Origin of the sequence: Grimontia hollisae CIP 101886 (genome assembly GCF_000176515.1) — a bacterium.
GTDB lineage: Bacteria > Pseudomonadota > Gammaproteobacteria > Enterobacterales > Vibrionaceae > Enterovibrio > Enterovibrio hollisae.
This window is the reverse complement of the sequence record NZ_ADAQ01000010.1, coordinates 184,780-204,093: the sequence shown is the minus strand read 5'-3', so window position 1 is coordinate 204,093 and position 19,314 is coordinate 184,780. Positions and strand designations below refer to the sequence as shown.

The following is a 19,314-nucleotide window of genomic DNA, read 5'->3' as shown; positions in this document are numbered from 1 at the left end:
TAAGTGCTGTTGCACTGGCTGGCGCTGGAATGTCGTTTCAGGCGGCTGCTGAAGAAAACACCATCAAAGTCGGCGTGCTGCACTCGCTGTCAGGGACAATGGCGATCAGTGAAACCACACTGAAAGACACGGTTCTGATGATGGTGGAAGAACAAAACAAAAAAGGCGGCTTGCTCGGCAAAAAACTGGAAGCCGTGGTGGTTGACCCAGCGTCAAACTGGCCACTGTTCGCGGAAAAAGCCCGCGAATTGATTGAAAAAGAAGATGTGGATGTGGTGTTTGGTTGCTGGACATCTGTTTCCCGCAAATCGGTTTTGCCGGTATTTGAAGAGCTGAACAGCCTGCTGTTTTACCCGGTTCAGTATGAGGGTGAGGAATCGTCGAAAAACGTGTTCTATACCGGCGCAGCACCGAACCAGCAGGCGATACCAGCCGTTGATTACCTGAAAGACGAATTGGGCGTGAAACGTTGGGTATTGGCGGGCACTGATTATGTCTACCCACGTACCACCAACAAAATCCTCGAAGCCTATCTCATCGACAGTGGTGTCGCGAAAGAAGACATCATGATCAATTACACCCCGTTTGGTCACTCTGACTGGCAGTCGATCGTGGCGGACATTAAGAAGTTTGGCGCTGCCGGTAAGAAAACTGCTGTGGTTTCTACCATCAACGGTGATGCCAATGTGCCTTTCTACAAAGAGCTCGCTGCGCAGGGTGTTGAAGCGGAAGACATTCCGGTGGTTGCATTCTCTGTAGGTGAAGAAGAACTTTCCGGCATGGATACCTCAGATCTGGTGGGGCACCTTGCGGCGTGGAACTACTTTATGAGCGTTGAAACTGATGGAAATGATGAGTTTGTCGAGAAATGGCATGCCTATATCAAAGACGACAAGCGCGTCACCAATGATCCCATGGAAGCCACTTATCTGGGGTTCAACATGTGGGCCAAAGCAGTAGAGAAGGCAGGTACTACCGATTCTGACGCGGTACAGGAATCGATTATTGGTGTGACGGTCCCCAACCTGACAGGCGGTTACGCCACCATGATGCCAAACCACCACATCACCAAACCCGTGCTGATTGGTGAAATTCAGGACGATGGACAGTTCGTAACCGTCTGGGAAACGCCGGATGTGGTGGCGGGGGATGCCTGGTCTGATTATCTCTCAGGCTCCAAATATCTCTTCGCAAGCTGGCTGAAGCCCATGTCCTGTGGTGCTTTTAATGTCACCACCGGCCAATGCTCCGGCGTAGCGGCTGAATAACCCTACTACCCAAAAGTTTGGGTAAGGAAAGACAGGGAGCAGGGAAACGAAGAGATTCCTGCTCGGAAGCTGACTTCCAGCTTGCCTGCTATTGCGGTGTCATCTCCTTGTTACCAAGCCGCATTGGCAGGACTTTTTCAAAGGATTGATTCCATGCAACGTTTGACAGTAAAGCCTCATGGCTTTTTAAGCGGATGTCGTGTGTTTGTCATCATTTGCAGTCTGATCATGGTTGGTCAGGCCAATGCACAGGTGATGGATATGCAGCAGGCAGCAACCTTGCTTGCGGGCAAATCATTTCACGACAAAGAAGTGGCGATTGCGTTTATCGCAGCGTCAGACCTCCCCAGAAAAACGGACATTCTCGAAGGCTTGCTGAACAAGCAGGTTCGCTATGACAAGAACACCCAGTCGGTTTGGTATTTGGCTTCACCTCCGCTTAAAAAGGGCAGTGAGTTACAAAATATCCTGACTGATGAAACCATCACCGTTGAAAAGAAGCGGCAATACCGTGCGGTGACGATCAACAATAAAATCCGCAGCCAGATTAAAACAGCCCTGGCGACAACCGCACTTTCCAGCCGCGATGCAGAAACACGCAGAATCGCAGCAAGACGGATGATTGGCGAAATCGATGCCGCACTACTCCCGGTTGTTGCCAACATCCATGATTCAGAAAGTGACGTTGTCACTAAAAAATACCTAATGACGGCAATCTCGGTATTTACTTTGGAAGGTCATACTGGGCAGGGCGACAAATCGGGAGCTATCGCTTTTCTTGTTGATGTTGGCATGCCCGAGGCGTTTGATGCACTGCAATCTGCGAGGGCAAAAGTCGGTGATGATGAAGCTGAAATCACCGCGGCGCTGGATGCGGCGATAACGGATTACCGGGAAAACCAACGCGTGGTTAACGCCGCCCAGACCCTGTATTTTGGGCTAAGCCTTGGTTCTGTGCTGGTGCTTGCGGGGATTGGTCTTGCTATCACCTTTGGTGTAATGGGCGTGATCAACATGGCGCACGGCGAACTGATCATGTTGGGTGCCTACACCACGTATGTGCTTCAACAACTCTTTCCGGCACAGACCGGCATGGCACTTCTGCTCTCTATACCTTGTGCGTTCATGGTTTCCGGTTTGGTCGGAATGGCGATTGAGCGTTCGGTGATCCGCCACCTTTACGGCCGTCCGTTGGAAACCCTGCTGGCGACATTTGGTATCAGCCTCATCCTGCAACAGGCGGTACGCAGCATTTTCTCCCCCCTTAACCGCTCTGTCAGCACACCGGATTTTATGAGCGGCATGATTGAAGTCACGCCAATGTTGGCGCTGACCGCCAGCCGCATGTACATCATTGTGTTCTGTCTGGTGGTGTTCTTTTCGCTGCTGTTCATTCTTAAACGTACCCCACTGGGTTTGCAGGTTCGCGCGGTGTCGCAAAACCGTGCAATGGCCCGCGCCATGGGCGTGCGCTCTGAATGGGTCGACATGGCGACCTTTGGTCTGGGCTCCGGGATCGCCGGTGTGGCAGGGGTGGCGTTGTCGCAACTGACTAATGTCGGCCCGAATATGGGGCAGGCTTACATCATTGATTCCTTCATGGTGGTGGTGTTTGGCGGTGTTGGAAACCTTTGGGGAACGCTCGCGGCAGGGCTGAGTCTGGGTGTTTTCAACAAAGTGCTGGAACCCTGGGCCGGTGCAGTACTGGCGAAGATTCTGGTGCTTGTATTCATCATTCTGTTTATTCAAAAACGTCCAAAAGGGTTGTTCCCGCAACGTGGACGCATGGCGGAGGACAACTAAATGGTCACGAAACCGCTTTTTGACCGTTCAACGGTCACCATGATTACTGTGCTGCTCGGCATCGGTTTTGTGGTACCTATCCTGAACCTGATTGTGCCAGCAGGCAGTGTTTTTCATCTCGAAACCTATACCGTCTCTTTATTGGGTAAATACCTCTGCTTTGCGATCCTCGCGCTGTCGGTGGATTTAGTTTGGGGCTACCTGGGTATTTTGAGTCTGGGACACGGCGCGTTCTTTGCGCTTGGTGGCTACGCCATGGGGATGTATTTGATGCGCCAGATTGGTGATCGCGGCGTTTACGGTAACCCCGAGCTTCCCGATTTTATGGTGTTCCTGAACTGGCAGGAATTGCCATGGTTCTGGTTCGGTTTTGACCAGTTCTGGTTTGCCTGTTTGATGGCGGTAGCAGTGCCGGGCCTGCTGGCGTTTGTGTTCGGCTGGCTGGCGTTCCGCTCCCGGGTATCCGGTGTTTATCTTTCTATCATGACGCAGGCAATGACCTTTGCGCTGATGCTGGCTTTCTTTCGCAACGAAATGGGCTTTGGTGGGAACAACGGACTGACGGATTTTAAAGATATCCTGAGTTTCAGCCTGCAAAGCGACGCCACGCGAATTGGCCTGTTTGTTGCCACGGTGTTTGCGCTTTTGCTGGCTTACCTGCTTTGTCGTGCGGTGGTGGTAAGCCGTCTTGGCGCGCTCACCATCGCAATTCGCGATGCAGAATCCCGCGCGCGTTTTGTCGGTTACCGCGTTGAGAACAGCAAGCTCTGGTTGTTTGTGCTTTCAGCCGCGATTGCCGGTGTGGCGGGCGCACTCTATGTACCTCAGGTCGGCATCATCAACCCCGGTGAATTTGCGCCATTGAACTCCATTGAAATCGTAGTCTGGGTAGCACTGGGCGGCCGGGCAACCCTTTATGGTGCGGTGATTGGCGCTGTGCTGGTTAACTACGCCAAGAGCTGGTTTACCGTGGAATTCCCGGAAGTCTGGCTGTTTGCCCTTGGCGCATTGTTTGTCTTGGCGACCTTGTATTTACCGAAAGGAGTCAGTGGTTTGTTTGCAAGGAAGGGGGCCAGTGCATGATGCCGGGAACACTCAGGGTAGCAAGCGTTAACGAGCAAAAACACCAGTTGTCTGAGCCCGTCGGTGCATCAGATTTACTGACTGAAATTACCCGCCGCGATCAGGTGTTCAGTTTCTTGAAGCCGCCTTACAACCCAAAAGTCGATGTCAAAAATGGCATGTTGCTTTATGTCGAAGGGGTGTCTGTTTCATTCGATGGCTTCAAGGCCATCAACGATCTCAACCTTTACATCAAAGAAGGGGAGCTTCGCTGCATTATCGGTCCGAATGGCGCAGGCAAAACCACCATGATGGACATCATCACCGGTAAGACGCGTCCCGATCAGGGTGAAGTCTGGCTGGGACAGCAATTGAATCTGCTCAAGATGGATGAAGCAGAGATTGCCAACGCCGGTATCGGGCGCAAATTCCAGAAACCGACAGTGTTTGAGGCGCTGACGGTATGGGAAAACCTGGAACTGGCGATGGCAGGTGAAAAGTCGACCTGGTTCCTTTTTCGTGCGGTTTTGTCCGGGGAGCAAAAATGCGACATTGAGAAAGTGTTGGAGCTTATAGGCTTAGAAGCACAGTCCAGAATGTTGGCAGGCAAACTCTCTCATGGACAGAAGCAATGGCTGGAAATTGGCATGTTGCTGATGCAAAAGCCCAAGTTACTGCTGGTGGATGAACCGGTAGCGGGAATGACCCACCAGGAAATGGATCGCACGTCGGAACTGCTGCTTTCCCTTGCTGGGGAGCACTCCATCATGGTGGTGGAACACGACATGGATTTTGTCCGCAGTATTGCATCGACCGTTACCGTGCTCCATCAGGGACACGTTCTGGCGGAAGGCGCAATGGCGTCGATTCAGAATGATGCGCGGGTACGGGAAGTCTACTTGGGACAATAGCAGGGAGGGAGAAACATGCTGACAGTCAACGGACTGAATCAAAGATACGGAGAGAGCCAGACGCTGTGGGATCTCTCCATCAATGCACCAAAAGGGCAATGCACCGTGGTGATGGGGCGCAACGGCGTCGGTAAAACCACCTTGCTGCAAAGCATTATGGGGCTGCTGAACATTGATAACGGCGAGATCCTGATGGAAGGAAATGATCTTGCGCCGCGCCGGGCGGAAGAGCGCCCGCGTGTTGGTGTGGGGTATGTGCCACAGGGCAGACAGATTTTTCCCCGTTTAACCGTGGAAGAAAACCTGGAGATTGGCCTTCCCATCCGGCGAAAAAATGACAGGAAAATCCCGGATTATATCTATGAGTTGTTTCCGGTGCTGGCAGAAATGAAACGCCGGTTTGGTGGCGATTTGTCAGGCGGCCAACAGCAACAGTTGGCGATTGCCCGGGCTTTAGTCATCGACCCGAAACTTCTGCTGCTCGATGAGCCGACCGAAGGCATACAGCCCAACATTGTGCAAGAGATTGGCGACATCATTTGCAAGCTCAATCAGGAACTGGGTTTAACCGTGATTCTGGTGGAGCAGAAATTGCCATTTGCACGAAAAATTGGCGACCGTTTCTGTCTGCTTGACCGGGGCCGGAATGTTGCCAGTGGTGGGATGGATGAACTTTCCGAAGATCTTATCCGCCAATACCTCACGGTTTAGGAGTGATTGAATGGCGCAAACCCTGGCAGCATTCACCGACGAGCCCGTCGAACCCGCTCAGAGCCATGGCCGGTGGGAAGCGGAACTTCGCCTTGGCTATCGTCACAACGGGTATAAAACCGTACTCAGCGAGTGCCACCACCGTGGACCTTTAGCGGTGCAGCGGGCGCTGTATCCGGAGGGGGACGTGTGTCACAGCCATTTATTGCATCCGCCGGGCGGTGTGGTGGGTGGAGACTGCCTGACGGTTGCCATCGATGTCAAAGAAGAAGCACAAACGCTGGTGACCACGCCGGGCGCGGCCCGTTTCTACCGTTCCGGTGGCCGCGTGGCGACCCTCAACCAATCTCTGACCGTGGGCGAGAACAGCCGCCTTGAATGGTTACCACTGGAAAACATCGCTTTTCCCAATGCCCATCTGAAAACCCGGACGGATATCCAGCTTTCATCCCGTTCACAGTTTGTGGGCTGGGAGATCTGGACACTGGGGCAACCTGCTTCCCACCAAGGCTTCGATAACGGCGTGATCGACGGCTTGACCACTGTTTCGGTTGACAGCCAGTTGATCCTCTGTGAACGCCTTCGGGTTAATCCTTCCACGTTAACGCACGCCGAGGCGGCACTTCGGGGCTTTCCTGTTATCGGCTGTTTGTTTGCCTATGGCGATGCCGAAAGGTTGTCGGCGCTGCTCAAAAACTGGTGGGCAGAGCGGGAGAAACCCCAGTCGCTGGCGCTTGGTATTACCGACATTGATGGATTACTGGCGGTACGCGCATTGGCGCAGGATACAGAAGTGATGTTCCAGATCATGAGTGAATGCTGGCTTCAAATACGCAGGCACTGGACAGGAAAAACCCCGGACGTGCCGAGGATCTGGCGAACCTGATTTAACGCAAGCAGCAATTTGACTGCAAAAAGCAATCTGACTGCAAAAAAGCGAGGAGCGAACACATGGAGTTAACCCCGAGAGAAAAGGACAAGCTGATGCTGTTTACTGCTGCTTTATTGGCGGAGCGGCGCAAAGCACGTGGCCTGAAACTGAATTATCCCGAGTCGGTTGCCCTGATTAGCGCCGTGATTATGGAAGGTGCCCGCGATGGCCGCACTGTGGCGGAACTGATGGATTTCGGGCGCACTATTTTAACCGTCGACGATGTGATGGACGGGGTGCCGGAAATGATCCACGACGTACAGGTGGAAGTGACATTTCCCGATGGCACCAAGCTTGTCACTGTTCACGATCCGATTGTGTAAGGAGGCGATGATGAAGCAGAAAACAGGGTCATTTACGCCCGGTGAAATCCGCGTTGCGGACGGTGAAATCGCGCTTAATGCAGGCCGCCAGACGGTCTCTGTGGATGTGGCAAACACCGGAGACAGGCCGGTTCAGGTGGGGTCTCATTATCATTTTTTTGAAGTTAACGATGCTTTGGTGTTCGAGCGCGCCAAAACAAGAGGTTTCCGTCTCAATATCCCTTCCGGTACGGCAGTGCGCTTTGAGCCGGGACAAAGCCGGACCGTAGAGCTGGTGGCCTACGCGGGTACGTGCACCATTTACGGCTTTCAGGGACGTTGCATGGGGCCATTAAGTGGCGGGTCAACCGGCGATAAGGACCGTTGAGATGAGTAAGAAAATTTCCCGAAACGCTTACGCTGAAATGTTCGGCCCGACAACCGGGGATTGCGTACGCCTTGCTGACACCGAGCTTTGGCTGGAAGTGGAAAAAGACTTTACCGTATACGGCGACGAAGTGAAATTTGGTGGCGGTAAAACCATTCGTGATGGCATGGGACAAAGCCAGCGGCCCAGCAGTGAAACCCCGGATATGGTGATCACCAATGTGGTGCTGCTGGATTACTGGGGCATTGTCAAAGCCGATGTGGCCATTAAAGGGGGCCGTATTGCGCATATTGGTAAAGCCGGCAATCCGGATGTTCAGGATAACGTTGATATCGTGATTGGCCCGGGCACCGAAGTGGTGGCGGGGGAAGGGCAGATCCTGACTGCTGGTGGTATAGATACCCACATTCACTACATTTGTCCGCAACAAATTGAAGAGGCGCTGACTTCTGGCGTCACCACCATGATTGGTGGCGGAACTGGGCCAGCTACAGGCACCAACGCCACCACCTGTACGCCGGGGCCATGGAATATTCATCGCATGCTGCAATCACTGGATGCTTTCCCGATGAACGTTGGCTTGCTGGGCAAAGGGAATGCCAGCTTGCCGGGGGCGCTGGAGGAACAAATTGCCGCCGGGGCCTGCGGGCTGAAACTGCATGAAGACTGGGGGTCGACCCCGGCGGCGATCGATTGTTGTCTGGGCGTTGCAGAACAGACGGATACCCAGGTCGCCATTCATACCGATACCCTGAACGAGTGTGGTTTTGTTGAAGCGACACTGAATGCTATTGGCGATCGGGTCATTCACACCTATCACACCGAAGGGGCAGGCGGCGGACACGCTCCGGACATTATGAAGGCGGCGGGACTGGCGAATGTATTGCCATCGTCCACCAACCCAACACGTCCTTACACTGTGAACACGATAGATGAACACCTCGATATGCTGATGGTTTGCCACCACCTTTCCCCGTCAATCGCAGAAGATATCGCCTTTGCAGAATCCCGTATTCGCCGGGAAACCATTGCCGCCGAAGACATGCTGCATGACATGGGAGCATTTTCGATGATTTCGTCTGATTCACAGGCCATGGGCCGCGTGGGTGAAGTGGTGCTGCGCACCTGGCAAACCGCGCACAAGATGAAAGTGCAGTTCGGGCCATTAGAGGGAGACAGTCGGTACAGCGATAACGCACGGATTAAGCGGTATGTGGCGAAGTACACCATCAACCCGGCCATTACCCACGGTGTGGCGCATGAGGTGGGATCGATTGAAAAAGGCAAGCTGGCGGATCTGGTACTGTGGAGACCGGCGTTTTTTGGTGTGAAGCCCTCGCTGGTAATCAAAGGCGGGTTAATCGTCACCGCACCAATGGGAGATCCTAACGGTTCTATCCCGACGCCCCAGCCGGTTCACTATCGCCCTATGTTTGGCTCCTTCGGTGCTGGTCCTGCAAACAGCTCGTTGTTGTTTATGTCCCAGATGGCAATAGATAACGGTGTGCCGGAGAGGCTTAGTTTGAAAAGCGGGACGGTTGCTGTGAAGAACTGCCGCAATATCCGCAAAAAAGACATGAAGCTCAATGATTGGCAGCCAAACATTGAGGTTGATCCGCAAACCTATGAAGTGCGTGCAGATGGTCAACTGCTGGTTTGCCAACCTGCAGATGTGTTGCCAATGGCACAGCGCTATTTCCTGTTCTGAGGTGAACAATGCTTGAGTTTACACAAGTGATCAAGGTGGAAGATGCACGCGACAGTGATATGACTGAGCTGTCGACGGTGCACCTTGGTATTGATTCACGAATAAAAAGCCGTCTTCGCGTAACGCTGGATAACGGCAGTGACGCCGGCCTGTTTCTTCCCCGCGGGTTAACGCTTCGTGGTGGTGATGTGTTGGTGTCACCAAATGGTGAGAAGGTACGTGTGGTTGCGGCGAAAGAGAACGTGTCGACTGTACATGCCGATAACGGGCACTTGTTGACAAGGATAGCCTACCACCTGGGAAACCGGCATGTGCCACTGCAAGTGGGGGACGGCTGGGTGCGTTATCAGCATGACCATGTTTTAGATGAAATGGCCGGGATGCTAGGCGGTAAAGTGGTGGTCGAAATGGCGCCTTTTGAGCCAGAGGCGGGTGCCTATGGCGGGCATTCATCCGGGCATCACTACTCTCATTGAGTTTTCACTATTCAGTCAAGGAGACAGCACAATGAAAAAACGGTTTTTAGCCGCCATCGCGTGGCTACCAATGATGTCTTACGCACACGTCACCGCAGAACCGCACCCCGAAACGTTATCCCACATTCTGGCAACAGCGCAGGCACATCCCTTTGAGTCCGTGCTGATGCTGGTGGCTGTCGTTTGTGTGGGTATCGCGCTTTACCACTTTTTCAATGGTCGCGCCTGATGGCTGCTGAATATCGACTGTTCCAACTTATCAGTCCTTCCTTACCGGTGGGCGCCTTCAGCTATTCGCAGGGGTTGGAATGGGCAATTGAAACCGGGTGGGTAGACAGTGAAAGCACCCTGAAAGCCTGGCTGGTGAGTCTGGCGACCGACAGTTTACAGCAACTGGAATTGCCGGTATTGCGTCGTGTGTATGCCGCGCTCAAAGCAGGCGATATCGCCGATGCCCGGCACTGGTGTGACTGGCTCTATGCCAGCCGTGAAACCAAGGAATTACGGAGGGAGGAACACCAGCGTGGCCGAACCATGCTGAAGCTGATCCAGCAGCTTACCGCTGTCGGGGCTGACACTGTTATTGGGATAAAAAATGTTGCTGGGGAAAATGCGGAACTGGATAGTGTGTTAGCAACAAGCCAGGTGGCGGGTTTTGCCCTTGCCGGGGTGACATGGGAGATAGAAGAAGAAACCCTGTGCCACGGTTATGCCTGGAGCTGGCTAGAAAACTGCGTGATGGCGGGAGTGAAGATGGTGCCACTTGGGCAAACCACGGGTCAGCGGGTATTGATGGCGGTGTCTGACATTCTGCAGGACGTGGTGGAGGCGTCACGCTTTGTTGCTGATGAACAGGTGGGTTCGTTTGCCCCTGCGCAGGCGATAGCTTCCAGTTGCCACGAAACACAGTATTCACGGTTATTCCGTTCATAAGGAGACAGTTAATGGATTACAAACAACCTTTACGGGTCGGCGTTGGCGGCCCTGTTGGGTCAGGGAAAACAGCTTTACTGGAAGTGCTGTGTAAGGCGATGCGGGATACCTACTCGGTGGCGGTGGTGACCAATGATATCTATACCCGCGAAGATCAGCGCATTCTGACCGAAGCAGAAGCCTTGCCTGCTGATCGCATTGTTGGGGTCGAAACGGGTGGTTGCCCACACACTGCGATTCGTGAAGATGCGTCGATGAACCTTGAAGCAGTTGAGGGGCTTGCCAAGCGTCATAAAGATTTGGATTTGGTCTTTATCGAAAGTGGCGGTGACAACCTGAGTGCGACGTTCAGCCCTGAGCTGGCCGATCTGACTATTTACGTGATAGATGTGGCGGAAGGGGAGAAAATTCCGCGTAAAGGCGGACCGGGGATCACCCGCTCTGATCTTCTGGTGATCAACAAAATTGATCTGGCACCTTATGTTGGTGCCGATCTTGCGGTGATGGATTCAGACACCAAACGGATGCGCCCGGTGAAGCCGTATGTGTTTTCAAATCTGAAGGAAGGTGTCGGGTTAACTGAGGTAATCCATTTTCTGGAAACAGAAGGCATGCTCAAAAAAGCGGGTTAGTCAGCCCGCTTGCTATATATCATCGCTGCTACTTTCCAAAACCATAGTGCCGGATGTAGCCAACGCTGACCCACGTCACCAATAAGCTTGCCACGGTGAGTTCAACCAGCCCCAGTGTTTCCAGCCATCTCCAATGGGGGAAATCTTTCCCCAGCCAGATCATCAACCTTTCCATTGCCACTGCGCTGATCACGGACGGGAAGGTCAGGGCGGCGAGCGTCGGCTGGAACGGCTCTTTGAGCAGATCGATATAGCAAAGGTACACAAACAACGTCATCATAATGCCGACCCCGGCCAATGCACCTGCTAACACAGGGTCTGGGGTGGGGAGATTCACCAGATAGGCTGTTAGAGCCAGGTTGACAGGCGCTGCCATGATAGCGAGTACTGGCCGGGAGTTTCTCGGTAACCTGTCCAGAAAGCAAAGACGGTAAAGCACAAACGGCAGCATAAAAAAGTATGTCCCAATACAAATGTGCGCAAGCAGCACCGACTCTTCATTAAATCCAAGTTTAGGACCCGCCAGGGTGCTGCTGATCAGCCCAACTGGGTAGAGAAACCAACTGGGGTAGATGTGGCATTTATCAAAAGCTTGAAGCTGATGAAAGAAGAAATAGCACATCATGAACACGTGCATAACCATGGCGGGATACCAAATGATGGCAGCCATGTTCACATTCACTTCGGCAAGAAAGTCAGCCATCAACAGGAGTGACATCGTCATGGGAGCCATCAGGCTACCGTAAAGCGGGTCCCGTAAATCCTGGAAAAATCGCTTTGGCTCGAAAACGTATTTCAGCCAAACCGGAACAATCAGCATAATGCCCAACGCTGACAAAACCGGGCGGGTCAGCAGACCTGTCATGGGGTGATACAGTGACCAGGCAACACCAAGGCCAAAAAACGCCATCGCAAGGGAGGCCTGCGCTGTCGGCACGAAACGAAAAGGGGAGTGAAAAGCAGTCAATCTAACATCCATGATTATATTGTAATCCGTGTATTATACGCGCGCAGGTTGACGATGTGATAAGCAGACCGGATATTCTTTAATACATTCAGTAAGTAGAAGCATGCCAGTTTTTCTTCATCGCTTGAAGCCTTGCTATGTCTGGTTTTAAAGCATATTTCCTGCCGGAAATTCATCCTAAAAGGGTGATATTGTCGAAAGCGGAAACCCGGTCACATTCATCGAACCGGAATCTAGACCGCGTATCAGCCTTATCTATACTCAAATTGCACCCAGAAGTTTTGACGAATGAGGAAGAGTTTTGAGCTCGGGTTCGCTGGGCAAAAGTGCACTGGCGATGACGTTGGGTTGCAAACAATTTGGATTGTTACACCTTGTGTAGGAATACACTGAAAACGTGATAAGCCCTTACGCACCACGGGGTCCATGTGTTACAAACACACGAGACCAGGAAGCTCAACATAGTGAGCAAGTAAGGCACCAGAAATTTACAGCAACACCACAGTATTCGATTTCAACCATTAGAGTTAAGCAAAAGCCACCGCTTCGGTGGCTTTTTTATCGATGCTGGAAAGTGACAATCAGAATGAAATCTTTCTTCTGCCGTTTGCGGCACGTTCTTCAGGCTGTGGGCTTTTGTTTCTGGCTGTTTTTGAATGCTTACCCTGATTTTTTTTCGTGCTCTCTTTCCCTTGGTGATGTTTATTGTGCATTGTCTGTTGGGCGGCGACGTTGGCTTTTTTAACGTTGGGTTCAACAGGTGTCGGTGGCGTGTCGCAAAGTACGACATAGAATTCTTCATTGAATGCGATGACATCGCCATCATAAATTTTGCAGCGCTTACGTGTTTCCACTTCACCATTCACGATCACGTAGCCTTCTGCGATCGCCATCTTTGCTTCACCACCACCACTGACAGCATTGGCCATTTTGAGCACTTTGTAGAGCTCAATCGGTTGGGATGAAACCTCAATACCCATCGCTTCGACTTCGATCTCTTCATGAGACATACAGGTTACTCTTACTTAGGGATGACTAGCCGGAGTGTAGCGCAAGAATGGGTGGCAATACACTCGGAAACGCCTATGTAGCAGGGGATAGGTCGGTGTGGTGAAAACGTATACAGGCTGGTTGTTGTTACCGCAGAACTGTGACATGGGCAACATGGAAGTGCGCGGAGTCTCTTGAAACTTGCAAAGGGATGTAATAAACATATTGTTGTTGTGACGATATTCGGAATTTTTTCCTGTTTTCACTGTCATATAACCCACTCACCTTGTATCACGGAATGCGTTTTTCATTCAGGAAAAAGTGTGCTCCTCGAGGCAATTAAAGAACGGGGGACAGCCAACACATTGGCAGATACAGGTGATGTATTGTTAAAAATCATCAGGAATGTAATGCGTGCGCGCTTTGGGTCTTATAAAGCCAGCGTATTTTAACCTGAATAAAAAAAGAGGTGTTGTACATGAGTAATAAATCAAGACGCCTGTGGTTTTACCACCAGAGTAAAACGCAAAAAACGCGTCCATTAAAACTGCGTTAACCGCAAAGAGACCAGAAGCGCCAGATGGCGTTTCTGGTTCCATGTTTTCTTTTCAGATCTACATTCCCACCCGCAACTTCCCCATTGTTAATGGTATTGCAGAAAAATTGGGGCAACTGTCAGAAATTTATACTCAAAATCGGTTTCCTGACTGCATGATGGCTACACTTTAGCCAATGGAAAATTGCGTGTAGTTGAGGCTTTCAACACGCGCCTGTCGGGAGAAATAAAATGAATGTATTGTCTTGGGAGAACATCTCTAAGCTGGCCGGACAAACCGTTCAATTGATTGATGGTGCAGAAAACGAATATGACGTGTTGGTGGAGTCGGTTATTGAAGGCGAAGGAAACGGCACCACAAAAAACGATTGTCTTGTTGAACACTATACTATCGTGCTGGTTGGTCCAGAGGAGATGGAGTTTCCACAGGGGAATTATCTGATTTCCCACCATTCTATGGGACAGCAAATTCTCTATGTGATGCAGGCTGGTGATAACCGCTACACCATTACGATTAACACCGAGGCGTAACAACTCGCGCCTCTTTTGTGTTTTTTGTCATCAGATAATCACACGCTAGGCGCTTTAAATACCCCCATTCCCAATTCGTTGTTATGATAATCCCATTCTGTCGCGTTCTTCTAGTCAGAGGTCGTATGAAACGCATTCTTCTCACTTTCTTGCCTGTTTTTTATCTGCTTTCGTCTGGCGCATTTGCACGTGAGGACGTGTTGGTGTTTGCCGCCTCTTCGATGACGACGGCATTAAGCCAGATTGTCCGTGATTATGAAAAGCAGACAGGTGAAAACGTGGTGGTTTCTTATGCCTCTTCTTCTGCGTTAGCGCGCCAATTGGCGTATGGTGCACCTGCTGATATTTATATTTCGGCGAATGAAAAATGGATGGATTATGCCGTGGATCAAGGGGTCATCGAGTCTGAGTCTGTTTCTCCCTGGGTTGCAAACCAGTTGGTGTTTGTTGCGCCGGCCAATGGGGTGAACACATTGTCACTTGAGCCTAAAGGTTTATTGCAAGCAATCGGTAACAGTCGGATTGCCGTGGCAGACCCAAACCATGTGCCTGCCGGGATATATGCCAAAGAAGCCCTGGAGTCACTCGGTTTATGGTCAACCGTTGAAGAGAAACTTGCGCTGTCAAACAGCGTAAGGGCAACATTGGCGTTGGTGGAGCGGGGAGAAGCGTTGCTTGGCGTGGTTTACTATTCCGATGCGAAGGCTTCCGGCGCTGTTCATGTTGTTGCGCCAATCCCTGATAATTCGCACGCGCCGATTGTGTTCCCCAAAGCCCTGACAAAAGAGGCTTCTGAATCAGCGAAAGCGTTTTTCCGCTTTTTAGATTCCGAGTCAGCAAAGCAAGTGTTATCCGCCAATGGCTTTGTTGTGCTTACGTCAAAACAAGAGCAATAAACACTGATGTTACTTACACCTGTTGAATGGGCAGCGCTGGCGCTCAGCCTGAAGATCTCGATAGTTGCGGTGGCAGTGAGTCTGCCACTAGGTATTGCGGTGGCATGGTTGTTAGCAAGAAAGCAGTTTGTGGGGAAATCGCTCCTTGATGGGATTGTCCATCTCCCTCTGGTGTTGCCCCCAGTGGTGATTGGTTACCTATTGCTGGTGTTGATGGGGCGGCGCGGCATGGTGGGCAGTTGGCTGTACGATACGTTTGGCTTGTCGTTTTCGTTCAGTTGGAAAGGGGCGGCACTGGCTTCTGCCGTGGTAGCGTTTCCATTGTTGGTTCGGGCCGTAAGGCTTTCTATCGAGCTTGTTGACCAAAAACTCGAGCAAGCGGCACGAACACTTGGCGCCTCTCCCTGGCGTGTTTTCTTTACCATTACCCTACCTTTGATTGCGCCCGGCATCCTTTCCGGTTTGGTATTGGCGTTTGCAAGAAGCCTTGGCGAATTCGGTGCCACTATCACTTTTGTGTCGAATATTCCCGGTCAAACTCAGACCATCCCGCTCGCAATGTTTGCTTTTCTTGAAACGCCGGGGGCAGAGCAGGGGGTGGCACGCCTTTGTATTATCTCCATCGTAATTGCATTGCTGTCTCTGTTTGGCTCTGAATGGCTGAGCCGCCGGATGAAAAAGAAAATGGGGCTGAAATGATTACGCTTTCTTTTACTCTCAATCACACGCCCTTTGTTTTGTCTTTGGAAGAGGTAATTCCTTCATCAGGCATTACTGCGGTATTTGGCCGTTCCGGCGCGGGGAAAACCTCTCTTATCAATGCCATCAGTGGGTTGGTCACGCCTGAATCAGGCAGGATTTCGGTGGGCGACAAAGTGCTTTTCGACAGTGTCGCTGGCATTAATCTGCCCCCTGAACACCGCCGGATCGGGTATGTGTTTCAGGAAGCGCGTCTGTTTCCTCACATGACTGTAGAAAAAAACCTTAAATATGGGCAACAGCGTGAAGACAACGCCCAGTTTAGCGAAATCATTGCCCTGCTAGGCATTGAAGGGCTCCTGAAACGTCATCCGGCAGATCTTTCCGGTGGTGAGAAGCAGCGTGTAGCAATTGGCCGTGCGTTGCTGTCAGAACCTGAATTATTGATCATGGATGAGCCGACGGCATCTTTGGATGGGCCACGCAGACAAGAACTTATCCAGTATCTGCTGCGTCTTGCAGAAAAGCTCAACATCCCCGTCTTGTACGTAAGTCATAGTCTGGATGAGATCTTACATATTGCCGACAGCATGGTAATCCTGAATGACGGGAAGGTGATTGCCAATGGTCCATTGCATGATGTTTGGGGTTCGGCACCGATGCGTCCCTGGCTTTCAGCCAAAGAGCAAAGTGCGCTTGTAATGGCGCGTTGTGTCGGGAAGCACCCTGACTACGCCATGGCACAACTTGATTTGGATGGTGAAATTCTTTGGGTACCGGATACTGGTAAGCCTATCGGGGCTACGCTTCGGCTTCGTGTGTTTGCCAACGACATTTCCATCGTCAAATCCAGACCGAATGACACCAGTATCCGAAACATATTGCCCGCCGTTGTTGATGAAGTGTGCGATTTACCCAGTGATGACTCACAGAGTGGTTACTGCCAGGTTGCATTGAGGGTGGGGAACCAACGGTTATTGGCCAATATCACACAGTGGGCCGCAGACGACTTGCGTTTATCCAGAGGAGATGGTGTTTATGCCCAACTGAAGGGCGTGAGCATTACCAAAGGGGATCTGGCGCAGGAACACAAGAATTTTTAATAAATTATTTGCATATCCCATTGCAAACTAAAGTAGAATCTTTGGGCCTTTTACCGCATGACATGTTTTTAGTTGGTGTCGATGACATCAACACCTTTTGAGTAGAGGCCCGTAAGGAAGAGTAGGAGAGAGAAATGTTTGCATGGCTAAGCGGCTTGTTTAAGAAAGAAACACTCAAGTCGACGGAGTGGGTTAAAAAGCTCATGCAAGCCAACCGCTCAGGCAGCTACAGCAAATTTCAAGAATACTATGACAAACATGTTACCCGTATTCACCTGTCTTACCTCAAGGACTTTTTGCGGTTTGAGCGTTTTGCAGTTCAAAGTTATAAGAAAAATGACCAGCACGCATATATGGCAATCAAAACGGCGATGTATGCACATAAATTAGGTCAGATTAAGGTGGCGGCATGTTTGACTGCATCGGTGATCAGCTACAATAAGACTCTGATTGAGAATCGTGAAGTGCAACTTCATCCTCGTCTGGTCCGTGCGGCTACCTCACTCCACAAACAGATTGTAGATACCTATTCCAAGTCCAAAAAACAGCGCGCAGAACAAGCCTGAAACCGAAATGCACGACCGGATTTCTATCAATACCTGGGGGATTGGTATTTTTGACAGGCGGGGGAATGCATTCTGGGCTTGAGGCAGGCTACTGTTTACTGGGTTGTTTATTGTGCAAAGTATTTTCTGTGCTCTAAGCGGAATGATGTTTTACCGAACGCCTTTTATTTTATGTAAATACAAAGGCTTATGGTTATTTTCTGTGTGTCGGGCAAGTATGAAAATGACAAGGTAAAGATTAGATTTCAATGAAAAGTGATGGATGTCACGTATATGATCTGCTAAGGTGCTGCCCCTCACACACAATGTGAGAGCACAATGATTTTTACATCTCTATTTAAAAGCGAAAAACTGGTTTCAACCCTGACTATCGGCTTTTTTGCCCTGTTCCTCTTTGCGGCTATGTATGATATGTCGCTTTTCTCCCAATCAATTAACACCCTGTTTGGTTATGCAGCAGACGGATTTGGCACATTCTGGCAATGGCTAATGGTGGCAAACCTGGCGTTAGCGCTCCTTGTTGCTGTCTCTCCATATGGTGGGATGAAGTTGGGTAAGCAATCCAAGCCAGATATCAGTGCATTCCGCTGGATTGCGATGATTATGTGTACGCTTCTCGCGGGGGGCGGTGTATTTTGGTCGGCTGCCGAGCCTGTTTATCACTTTATGTCACCGTCTCCTGCATATGATGGTGTTGATGAAAACAGTCTGGCAGCAGTAACAGCTGCGCTGAGCCAGAGTTTCCTCCACTGGGGGTTTTTAGCTTGGGCCGTGTTGGGTACGCTGGCGACAATAGTGTTGATGCATGCCCATTATGAAAAAGGTCTGAAGCTTCGACCAAGGGCGCTGCTTTATCCGTTGTTCGGTGAACGCTTTGAAAAGCACTGGTTTGGCGCTGTGGTTGATGCCTGTTCCATCGTAGGTGTAGCGGCAGGTACAATCGGACCTATTGGCTTTTTGGCCAGCCAGCTCGGTTACAGTGTTGAAGTCTTGTTTGGTGTAGAGAATGAACTCGGCACCCAGATATTTATCCTGATGGGTGTGGTTGCGATTTATTCCCTTTCCGCATTCACAGGCATGGACAAAGGCCTTCAGTGGCTGTCAAAACTTAATGTATTGGGGGCGCTTGCCCTGCTAGTGGTTGTGCTGGTGTTGGGACCGACATCGTTCATCTTTGATTCTTTCTTCCACGCTTTTGGCAGCTACATTGGCAACTTCTCTGCAATGAGTATTGAAGCAAACAGTGCAGATTGGATGACGAGCTGGACCTGGTTTTTCTGGGGTTGGTTTATTGGCTTCGCACCGATGATGGCGATCTTTATTGCCAAGATCTCACGTGGTCGCAGTATCCGTATGCTCGTGGTGGCAGTGGCTGTCGGTTCTCCCATTGTGACGAATTTTTGGTTTACGGCCCTTGGTGGTACAGGCATTTTCTTTGAACTGACAGATCCGGGCTCGATTTCCGATGCGATGTCAGGAGCGGGGCTTCCCGGTATCTTGATTGCTACCTTGCAACAGTTGCCACTTCAGCTGATTTTGGTGCCGGCATTTTTGATCCTGACGACGACCTTCGTTGCGACGACCGGTGATTCCATGGCTTACTCTATTGCTGTCGTGACATCTGAGGATTCGACTCCGTCGAAATACAACAGGTTGTTTTGGGCGTTGCTGCTGGGCATTGTTGCTGCTGTCTTGTTGATGGCCGGGAATGGTGGACTTGCTGCGTTGCAATCTTTTATTGTGATCACCGCTGTTCCGGTTTCCTTGCTGATAGCCACGACGCTGATCTCTGCCCCCATTACTCTGGTGAAAATGCAACCTGTCAGTGAAGAAATGGAAGCCAATGGTGAAAAGGTGTTCGGCTAACCATTTTTTCGTTAA

General features: G+C 51.0%; 22 protein-coding genes. 19 read left to right on the top strand and 3 right to left on the bottom strand.

From position 1 onward, the window contains the following. Positions 1-29: 29 nt before the first annotated feature. The 13 genes from urtA to ureG all read left to right on the top strand — a co-directional run bounded on the left by urtA (position 30) and on the right by ureG (position 11,125). Positions 30-1,268 carry an urea ABC transporter substrate-binding protein gene (urtA, locus tag VHA_RS05710; protein ID WP_394368186.1) on the top strand — a complete coding sequence of 413 codons (1,239 nt, stop codon included), beginning with the start codon at positions 30-32 and terminating at the stop codon, positions 1,266-1,268. A gap of 153 nt (positions 1,269-1,421) precedes the next feature. Beyond that, the gene (gene urtB / locus VHA_RS05705; protein WP_005502661.1) at positions 1,422-3,071 is read left to right on the top strand and encodes an urea ABC transporter permease subunit UrtB; all 1,650 of its coding nucleotides are present in this window, start codon (positions 1,422-1,424) and stop codon (positions 3,069-3,071) included. Then, entirely contained in the window at positions 3,072-4,154 is a 1,083-nt protein-coding gene (urtC, locus tag VHA_RS05700) for an urea ABC transporter permease subunit UrtC (RefSeq protein ID WP_005502659.1), read from the top strand. It begins immediately after the preceding gene. Beyond that, complete coding sequence (urtD, locus tag VHA_RS05695; protein ID WP_005502658.1) at positions 4,151-5,044, top strand: urea ABC transporter ATP-binding protein UrtD; 894 nt, start codon at positions 4,151-4,153, stop codon at positions 5,042-5,044. Before urtC ends, urtD begins: the two co-directional genes overlap by 4 nt. A 15-nt stretch (positions 5,045-5,059) precedes the next feature. After that, entirely contained in the window at positions 5,060-5,755 is a 696-nt protein-coding gene (gene urtE / locus VHA_RS05690; protein WP_005502657.1) for an urea ABC transporter ATP-binding subunit UrtE, read from the top strand. A gap of 10 nt (positions 5,756-5,765) precedes the next feature. Continuing rightward, complete coding sequence (locus tag VHA_RS05685; protein ID WP_005502656.1) at positions 5,766-6,641, top strand: urease accessory protein UreD; 876 nt, start codon at positions 5,766-5,768, stop codon at positions 6,639-6,641. 65 nt (positions 6,642-6,706) lie between these two features. Continuing rightward, entirely contained in the window at positions 6,707-7,009 is a 303-nt protein-coding gene (gene ureA / locus VHA_RS05680) for an urease subunit gamma (RefSeq protein ID WP_005502655.1), read from the top strand. Between the two features lie 10 nt (positions 7,010-7,019). Further along, entirely contained in the window at positions 7,020-7,376 is a 357-nt protein-coding gene (locus VHA_RS05675; RefSeq protein ID WP_005502654.1) for an urease subunit beta, read from the top strand. A 1-nt stretch (position 7,377) separates the two neighbouring features. Beyond that, complete coding sequence (ureC, locus tag VHA_RS05670; protein ID WP_005502653.1) at positions 7,378-9,084, top strand: urease subunit alpha; 1,707 nt, start codon at positions 7,378-7,380, stop codon at positions 9,082-9,084. 8 nt (positions 9,085-9,092) lie between these two features. Beyond that, positions 9,093-9,560 carry an urease accessory protein UreE gene (ureE, locus tag VHA_RS05665; RefSeq protein WP_005502652.1) on the top strand — a complete coding sequence of 156 codons (468 nt, stop codon included), beginning with the start codon at positions 9,093-9,095 and terminating at the stop codon, positions 9,558-9,560. Between the two features lie 31 nt (positions 9,561-9,591). Continuing rightward, positions 9,592-9,789 (top strand): hypothetical protein, encoded by a 198-nt coding sequence (locus VHA_RS05660; RefSeq protein ID WP_005502650.1) that lies wholly within the window; start codon positions 9,592-9,594, stop codon positions 9,787-9,789. Further along, positions 9,789-10,493 (top strand): urease accessory protein UreF, encoded by a 705-nt coding sequence (locus tag VHA_RS05655; protein WP_005502649.1) that lies wholly within the window; start codon positions 9,789-9,791, stop codon positions 10,491-10,493. Before VHA_RS05660 ends, VHA_RS05655 begins: the two co-directional genes overlap by 1 nt. An 11-nt stretch (positions 10,494-10,504) precedes the next feature. Beyond that, the gene (gene ureG, locus VHA_RS05650) at positions 10,505-11,125 is read left to right on the top strand and encodes an urease accessory protein UreG (protein WP_005502648.1); all 621 of its coding nucleotides are present in this window, start codon (positions 10,505-10,507) and stop codon (positions 11,123-11,125) included. 28 nt (positions 11,126-11,153) lie between these two features. Here ureG and VHA_RS05645 read toward each other — a convergent pair whose 3' ends face one another. The 3 genes from VHA_RS05645 to VHA_RS05635 all read right to left on the bottom strand — a co-directional run bounded on the left by VHA_RS05645 (position 11,154) and on the right by VHA_RS05635 (position 13,681). Then, positions 11,154-12,104: a TDT family transporter gene (locus tag VHA_RS05645; RefSeq protein ID WP_040528284.1), complete on the bottom strand. Its 951-nt coding sequence runs from the start codon at positions 12,102-12,104 to the stop codon at positions 11,154-11,156. A 569-nt stretch (positions 12,105-12,673) separates the two neighbouring features. Continuing rightward, on the bottom strand, positions 12,674-13,102 hold the full coding sequence (locus tag VHA_RS05640) for an RNA-binding S4 domain-containing protein (protein ID WP_005502646.1): 429 nt from the start codon (positions 13,100-13,102) through the stop codon (positions 12,674-12,676). Positions 13,103-13,471: 369 nt separating this feature from the next. Beyond that, a complete protein-coding gene (locus VHA_RS05635) occupies positions 13,472-13,681 on the bottom strand; it encodes a hypothetical protein (RefSeq protein ID WP_040528282.1) in 210 nt (69 codons plus the stop codon). A 188-nt stretch (positions 13,682-13,869) separates the two neighbouring features. Between VHA_RS05635 and VHA_RS05630 the strand changes: the two genes are divergently transcribed. The 6 genes from VHA_RS05630 (at position 13,870) to VHA_RS05605 (ending at position 19,299) form a co-directional block, all read left to right on the top strand. Then, positions 13,870-14,169 carry a DUF6916 family protein gene (locus VHA_RS05630; protein ID WP_005502643.1) on the top strand — a complete coding sequence of 100 codons (300 nt, stop codon included), beginning with the start codon at positions 13,870-13,872 and terminating at the stop codon, positions 14,167-14,169. 125 nt (positions 14,170-14,294) lie between these two features. Continuing rightward, entirely contained in the window at positions 14,295-15,065 is a 771-nt protein-coding gene (gene modA, locus VHA_RS05625; RefSeq protein ID WP_005502642.1) for a molybdate ABC transporter substrate-binding protein, read from the top strand. Positions 15,066-15,071: 6 nt separating this feature from the next. Beyond that, positions 15,072-15,764, top strand: a complete 693-nt coding sequence (gene modB / locus VHA_RS05620) for a molybdate ABC transporter permease subunit (RefSeq protein ID WP_005502640.1) — start codon at positions 15,072-15,074, stop codon at positions 15,762-15,764. Further along, on the top strand, positions 15,761-16,867 hold the full coding sequence (modC, locus tag VHA_RS05615) for a molybdenum ABC transporter ATP-binding protein ModC (protein ID WP_005502638.1): 1,107 nt from the start codon (positions 15,761-15,763) through the stop codon (positions 16,865-16,867). The genes modB and modC overlap by 4 nt, the downstream gene beginning before the upstream one ends. Before the next feature lie 134 nt (positions 16,868-17,001). Beyond that, positions 17,002-17,433 (top strand): hypothetical protein, encoded by a 432-nt coding sequence (locus VHA_RS05610; protein WP_005502636.1) that lies wholly within the window; start codon positions 17,002-17,004, stop codon positions 17,431-17,433. 318 nt (positions 17,434-17,751) lie between these two features. Beyond that, positions 17,752-19,299, top strand: a complete 1,548-nt coding sequence (locus VHA_RS05605) for a BCCT family transporter (RefSeq protein ID WP_005502634.1) — start codon at positions 17,752-17,754, stop codon at positions 19,297-19,299. Positions 19,300-19,314 lie beyond the last annotated feature (15 nt).